This window comes from Hydrocoleum sp. CS-953, assembly GCF_002260545.1.
Taxonomy (GTDB): domain Bacteria; phylum Cyanobacteriota; class Cyanobacteriia; order Cyanobacteriales; family Microcoleaceae; genus Trichodesmium.
This window is the reverse complement of record NZ_LGSU01001084.1, coordinates 1-6,647: the sequence shown is the minus strand read 5'-3', so window position 1 is coordinate 6,647 and position 6,647 is coordinate 1. Positions and strand designations below refer to the sequence as shown.

The 6,647-nt window shown below is 37.3% G+C and carries 5 protein-coding genes and 1 pseudogene; 1 reads left to right on the top strand and 5 read right to left on the bottom strand.

What is annotated here, in order from left to right; translation table 11 throughout:
* Positions 1 to 256, top strand: a pseudogene (locus AFK68_RS36905) (histidine kinase); the annotation flags it as partial.
* 151 nt (positions 257 to 407) lie between these two features.
* Here the strand turns inward: AFK68_RS36905 and AFK68_RS16280 are convergent.
* From AFK68_RS16280 to AFK68_RS16260, 5 genes are all read right to left on the bottom strand, one after another.
* The gene (locus tag AFK68_RS16280; protein WP_094673696.1) at positions 408 to 1,052 is read right to left on the bottom strand and encodes a hypothetical protein; all 645 of its coding nucleotides are present in this window, start codon (positions 1,050 to 1,052) and stop codon (positions 408 to 410) included.
* Between the two features lie 660 nt (positions 1,053 to 1,712).
* Positions 1,713 to 3,086 carry a magnesium transporter gene (gene mgtE / locus AFK68_RS16275; protein ID WP_094673695.1) on the bottom strand — a complete coding sequence of 458 codons (1,374 nt, stop codon included), beginning with the start codon at positions 3,084 to 3,086 and terminating at the stop codon, positions 1,713 to 1,715.
* Between the two features lie 157 nt (positions 3,087 to 3,243).
* Complete coding sequence (locus AFK68_RS16270; RefSeq protein ID WP_094673694.1) at positions 3,244 to 3,774, bottom strand: hypothetical protein; 531 nt, start codon at positions 3,772 to 3,774, stop codon at positions 3,244 to 3,246.
* Entirely contained in the window at positions 3,771 to 5,177 is a 1,407-nt protein-coding gene (gene mgtE / locus AFK68_RS16265) for a magnesium transporter (protein WP_210407441.1), read from the bottom strand. The genes AFK68_RS16270 and mgtE (AFK68_RS16265) overlap by 4 nt, the downstream gene beginning before the upstream one ends.
* A 425-nt stretch (positions 5,178 to 5,602) precedes the next feature.
* The gene (locus AFK68_RS16260; protein ID WP_094673693.1) at positions 5,603 to 6,478 is read right to left on the bottom strand and encodes a transporter substrate-binding domain-containing protein; all 876 of its coding nucleotides are present in this window, start codon (positions 6,476 to 6,478) and stop codon (positions 5,603 to 5,605) included.
* Between the last annotated feature and the right edge of the window lie 169 nt (positions 6,479 to 6,647).

Genomic DNA, 6,647 nt, shown 5'->3' with positions numbered 1-6,647 from the left:
ACCTGTGATTATTAAAGAACTTAATCAAGCAGGTGAGTTAATCCAAGCAGGAAAGGTAGAGGAAATAGTACCGAGTAAAGATTTAACAGAAATCGCAACTCCTCCCAAAGCAACAACTTCTGAACAGAAAAAAGTAACTTTACCAAAAGACCCCAAAGAAGTGGTAAAATTAATTATTAAAAGTTTTGACAATAAGCAACAAGAGGCGATCGCTAAATTATTAGTTAAGCACGTTAAGTCATCTAAAAATAATTGATTAAGTAGTAGTTGAAGATGATAATTTTCAGGGGTGTCTTACGGTATAGAAACCGGGTTTATATAGATATCTAATAAGACTCAAATATGCTCACATAAACCCGGTTTCTAGGATTGAGTAATTCTAGTTGTACAGTCCATTGTCAGCAACCCTAAATTTCCTCATTTCTGACTTCTGACTCCTGACTCCTCACTGCTCTTTCTTCTTTGATATTTTCCTCAAGTTTATGCAAAGCTTGATTAACTTTTTCCTCCAATTTTTGAAATTGTTGTTGTTTTAAGTCACTCCATTCTGGCAATTTATTAATAAACTGTTGTAAATCAATAATCACACTTGTTAAATCGTTAATTTGTTGTAGTTCTGGTCGTTGTTTAAACTGCTGAGAAACTAAATCTAATTCTGTTTGTAATAACTTGATAGTTTGTTCTTGAAGTTCTAACCGATTTGACAAACTTTTAATCGTTTCCATGAAAGGTTGACTTTTCCCTTCTCCCTGATTATTGCCTAATGTTTGAGCCGTAGATTCAAAAGAATTTATACTATTTTTTAACTGAGAAATAACCTCATAAATTGACTCTTGATATTCGTCTAATTTTCTAGTATTATCAAATTTAATGGCTTGAGTTTGTGCGGCTAATTTTCGTCTGTTAAACAGATTTAACAATAAAGATATAAAAACAAATACTACCGGATAAATAATTGGTTGCTCAAACATATAATTACCAAAAATTCCGACGGCAGAAGCAGTAATAAAAATATATTCAAGGATTTCTAAAAGACGCAGGCGGTGCAACATATTTATTGAATTATAATTTTGTTTATTAATATAGCAATCCTAATTTAAGTTGTAATATTTTGGTTGTAGTTAGGAGTCAGGAGTCGTAGGGGCGTTTTCCTGACGGAATGCTCCGCAAACATGTCGCTCCGCGAAACGGCCGTTAGCTTCGCATAACTATNTTTCCTGACGGAATGCTCCGCAAACATGTCGCTCCGCGAAACGGCCGTTAGCTTCGCATAACTATCGTTAACGCCCGTACAGGAGTCAGAATTTTCAATAAAATAAAGAGTTTCAAGAAGAGCATTTAATGTAGTAAACTGACACATTTAATGGGTGTGCATTAGGGCGGGTTTATATAAATCTTAGGGTAGGCATGAAAATTCTAGTTAAAACCCGCCCCTACTATTGGAACATTTTAGGTGTGTCACGTCACTACAATATTATAACTATTCACCTCCTTCTTTACCGAAAAATTAAGGTATAAAGCCTCTCCATTCATGGAGAAAAAGCGGTCGTTTTCGGCTAAGAGCCGACATGAAACGCCATATCCAATCGACCAAGAGAAGAAAAAAATCTTTTTAGCCAATCCTTACTATTGCAGAAGAGGTAATTATTAATTATTAATTATTAATTATTAATTGTTAATTATTAATTATTGAATCTTCCTTCTTTCTTCCATTATATTTCCAAAAGTAAAACAGCCAAACTAAAATAAATTAATACACCTAAAATATCAACAGCAGTAGTAATAAAAGGAGCAGACATTAACGCCGGATCTAACTTTAATAATCGAAAGATAAATGGTAAAGCTGCACCAGCAACAGAAGCAATAATAGTAATAGCAAATAAACTAATACCTACCACAAAAGCTATAGCCAAATTTTGTTGCAAAATATAAGCCCAAATTATTGCTACTATCCCCAACATTAAACCTAGCAAACTACCAGCAATTCCTTCCCGAATAATCACCTGTAAATTTCCCATTCCTTGCATTTCATCAGTGCTAAAACCACGAATTATGACAGTAGATGACTGGGAACCAACATTACCGCCAGTATCATTAAGCAGGGGAATAAATGCAGCTAAACCTACCACTTTTTCCAAAACTTCTTCCTGAGAAGTAATAATTTTACTCGTGAAAGTATTAGTTAAAAGTAATATTAATAACCAAAAGACTCGCTTCTTAGTAACAGCCAACAAATTAACCTGAAAATAATCATCACCTTCAGACTCTACCCCACTTAATTTATAAATATCTTCGGTAGTTTCTTCCTGCACAATATCAATAGCATCATCAACAGTAATAATTCCCACCAGTCGCCTTTCTTTATCTACAACTGGAACCGCAATTAAATCATAATGTTGGATAACTCGGACTACCTCTTCTTGGTCAGTGTTAGTTTGAACAGACACCACATCACGATTCATTATTTCACTAATACTTTGTTCCAAGGAAGCAGTCACTAATTCTCGTAACGACAGTATCCCAACTAAATGTTGTTGTGCATCAGTAATATATAAGTAATAGATAGTTTCAGAAACATCAGCTAAAGAACGTATTCTTTCTAAACTCTGAGCTACAGTTTCATCAGACTCTAGACTAACATATTCTGGAGTCATTATTCGCCCAGCGGTATCTGGTTGATAACCTAACAAAAGCGATGTAGCTTCCCTTTCGCGAGGACTAAGTTCAGAGTTGAGACGTTGCAACAATTTGGGTGGCAACTCATCAAACAGTTGGGCGCGGTCATCTGGTGACATTTTATTTACAATATCTCTAATTTCCTGATGGCGAAACTGTTGAGATAAAGATTTTTGTGTAGAGGGTTCAAATTGTTCATAAACAGCGATCGCCTCTTTTGTTGGAAGTAGTCGAAAAACTACAAGCTGTGTATCTTCGGGTAAAAGTTCTATAGCTTCGGCAATATCGGTTGGTTGTACAGGTGCTAAGAGATTTTTTACTTCAGCTAGGTTATCCTCTGCAATTAGGTTTTGTAGTTGCGTTCGGACTTCATAAACAGTTGTTTGAGAAGATAGACGACTTGTGTACATGATTTTTTTTTCCTGTTGAGTGGGATAGAAAAAATTAACAGTGGAAATATTATCAAGGGTTTTGGATGAGCTAATGCTTCCGTTCTTAGAAACCGCAAAAATCTATGACTTTCTCTAAATAAAGGGCGTGGGTGACATTCATTTAGTAGGGGCGGGTTCACCCTAAAATATTGACAAAACCCCAATAAATTAAATAAACCCGCCCCCAAACCATCACCCACCAGTGCGCAGTAGGGGCGGGTTCATCCCAAAAATATTGGCAAAACCCCAATAAATTAAATAAACCTGCCCCTACAATATTTCTGACTCCTGACACCTTCAACAAACCCTTTCCTACCCAGCTATAGGGGGGGGCGGGTTGACAAGACATGATTGTTCTGATATTAATATTTTTGGTTAAACCCGCCCCTACTATATCTCTGACTTCTGACTCCTCCAATAACCTCCTTCCTACCCAGCTATAGGGGGCGGGTTGACAAGACATGATTGTTCTGATATTAATATTTTTGGTTAAACCCGCCCCTACTATATCTCTGACTTCTGACACCTCCAATAAACTCCTTGCTACCCAGCTATAGGGGGCGGGTTGACAAGACATGATTCTTCTGATATCAATACTTTTGGTTAAACCCGCCCCTACTATATTCTGACTCCTGACTCTTGTCTCCTGACTCCTTCCCTCTTTCATATCTGTAAAATAACTCGTGCCAAATTGAAATAAATCAAAACACCGAGAACATCCACAGCAGTTGTAATAAAAGGTGCTGACATTAATGCCGGATCTAACCCAAAGGAACGAAACAGGAACGGTAAAGAAGAGCCAGCAACAGAAGCCAAAATCGAAATTGCCACCAAACTTACTCCCACCGTCACCGATACTTCTAAATTGCCATTGACAATAAATAGGTACGCCCAAGCTGTTGCCAATAAACCGAGAATACCTCCAAGCATTGCACCAGCAGCAGCTTCACGCAGAATCACTTTCAGAGGTCCAATTTTCCAGATTTCATCGGTATTCATACCGCGAATGACAACAGTTGAAGATTGCGCTCCCACATTTCCACCAGTACCAGTTAATAATGGAATGAATGCTGCCAAGGCAACTACCTTTTGCAGAATATCTTCTTGCGCTGTAATAATTCCACCCGTAACACTATTTGTCAGTAACAACACAAATAACCAAACTACCCTTCTCCGAGCAGCAGTAAATAAATTTACCTGGAAATAATTATCACCATCAGACTGTACTCCACCCAAGGCATAAATATCTTCGGTAGTTTCCTGTTCCAAAATATCGAGAACATCATCAACGGTAATGATACCCACGAGTCGTTGTTCGCTGTCTACCACTGGTATTGCCAGAAAATCATAACGCTGGATAACACGGGTAACCTCTTCTTGATCAGTACCAGTTTGCACGCTGACAAAATCACGACTCATTATTTCACCAATTGTTTGGTTTAGCTGAGAGGTGACTAAATCTCGCAAGGACAGAATACCTGTGAGGTGGCGGTTAGTGTCAGTGACATATAGAGAATAAACTGTCTCGGTAACATGAGCTAATGAGCGAATACGTTCTAAACTTTGGCCAACGGTATATTCTTCCTTCAGGGAGATGTATTCCGGTGTCATTATCCGCCCTGCTGTTCCAGAGTTGTAACCCAGGAGTTGGGCGGTAGCTTGGCGTTCGCTGGGGCTGAGTTGACCTAATAAACGTCGGACAACCGCTGCAGGTAATTCTTCAAATAGTTTAGCGCGGTCGTCAGGCGACATTTTATCAACAATATCTATGACTTCTTGGCGCTTAAATTTTTCGCATAGAGACTGTTGTACACTGGAGTCTAATTGTTCATAGACTTCGATCGCCTCATGTTTGGACAGTAACCGAAAGGCAATAACTTGCATAGTTTCTGGTAAACCCTCGATAGCTTCAGCAATATCGGGTGGTTGTACTGGAACTAACATAGCTTTAGCTCCAGACAAGTTATCTTGTTCTAGTAGAGCTTGAAGTTGCGATCGAACTAATTCCCGTAATTCTTGACGAGAAATTGTCGTTACGGAAGGGGATGAATAGTTATTATCTTCAATCAAAGTTAACCCTCCTATGATATAGATTCCTGAATCCAGTTTAGAGGCTAAGGGAAGTTTTTTCTCCTTAGAGTTAATAAATTCCTAATTTTTAGGGGGTAGTTTATACCATTTCTCAAAAACTTTTCTACATTTTCTTGAGCCAGGGAGTGGGGGAGTAGGAGAGGTGGAGGTAGGGACGTTGCATGCAACGTCCCTACAAAATAAGAATAATTAACACATACATTAGGTGGCTAATAATTATCAAAAAGGTTCCATGCGCCTCTGTTAATTACTTAATAATTGAAGTGTCACCTATAGTTAACAAAGTCAAATTTTATCGGGGACGGTTTAGATAAAAGTTAATAATTTATCCAAAAAAACAGTACAAAAGCCACCCCTTATTTTCTTCTTTCTTCTTCCTTCTTCCTTCTTCCTCCTTGCTTTTTTTACAATCCACTACATTTATCTTGAGCAGAAATAGTCACTCCGATAAATGGAGATGTACCTCCTGCCAACCTAGTTAAAATATCTGTAATTGTATTAATTTGACGCTTAGTTATAACGTATTCATTAACTGTTTTTTGCCACTCCGAATCATTAGCAGGTAAAATCATCCCATAAGAAATACAGGTAAGTGGTCTATTTGGTTCTAAAGCATATTGATTTTCTTTTAATCCTTGTCGGAATGCTTCTCCTACTAATAAAATTCCATCACTAGCAAAAGCATCTATTGTACCTGCAACAGCATCTTTAACTGCAGTTTCTCTTCCCGATGCTCCTTGATAAACTTTTTGGTCTGCCAGTTGATATCGACTATCAATAAATTTTTGTGTCAGAGAATCATTAAGAACCCCAATTAAAATTCCTTCCAAAAATCCATCGGGATTAACTGTTAATCTTCTGTCTGGTTTCATCATTAAATATGTGCCAGTTGTGAAAAAACGTTCAGAATAAATAACTCCTGTTGGTGGATTTTTTCTGATAGTATTAGGACCACATTCTACATGAACTCGCTTATTAGCTACACTGCTATGCCGTCCTTGTTCTGAATCTTCATCAAGAATAGTTTCTAATTTTTCTACAGTAATAGTTCGGTTTAATTTTTGTTCTAAATCTTCTTTCAAACCATTCATTAATTCTAGACAAATTCCTTCCCATTTACCGCCAGAAACATAACCGAAAGGAGCAGCATCTTTTCTCATTCCAACTTTTAGGACTCCAGTTTGTTGAATTTCTTGTAATACTCCTTGTGCCCTCGCACATCCAGAATTTATGACAGCAAATATAATACTAAATATGATTATTGTAAGTTTGTTTTTCATCCTTTACCTCTACCTCACATCAAAATTATTAATATCATTCTCATTCAAATCCTCTAGAGCTTTATCTTTTCGGAGGATTTTTCTACTCCCTCTACAATTGTGGGGGATGTGACTCGCTTGCGTCAAATTATAGTTAATATAGTCAGTAATGCGGTGAAATTTACTAACT

Excerpts from the sequence above, each read along its gene's own strand:
- mgtE (WP_094673695.1), bottom strand. The coding sequence starts at position 3,086 with ATGTACACAAGTCGTCTATCTTCTCAAACAACTGTTTATGAAGTCCGA.
- AFK68_RS16260 (WP_094673693.1), bottom strand. The coding sequence starts at position 6,478 with ATGAAAAACAAACTTACAATAATCATATTTAGTATTATATTTGCTGTC.
- AFK68_RS16280 (WP_094673696.1), bottom strand. The coding sequence starts at position 1,052 with ATGTTGCACCGCCTGCGTCTTTTAGAAATCCTTGAATATATTTTTATT.
- AFK68_RS16270 (WP_094673694.1), bottom strand. The coding sequence starts at position 3,774 with ATGAAAGAGGGAAGGAGTCAGGAGACAAGAGTCAGGAGTCAGAATATA.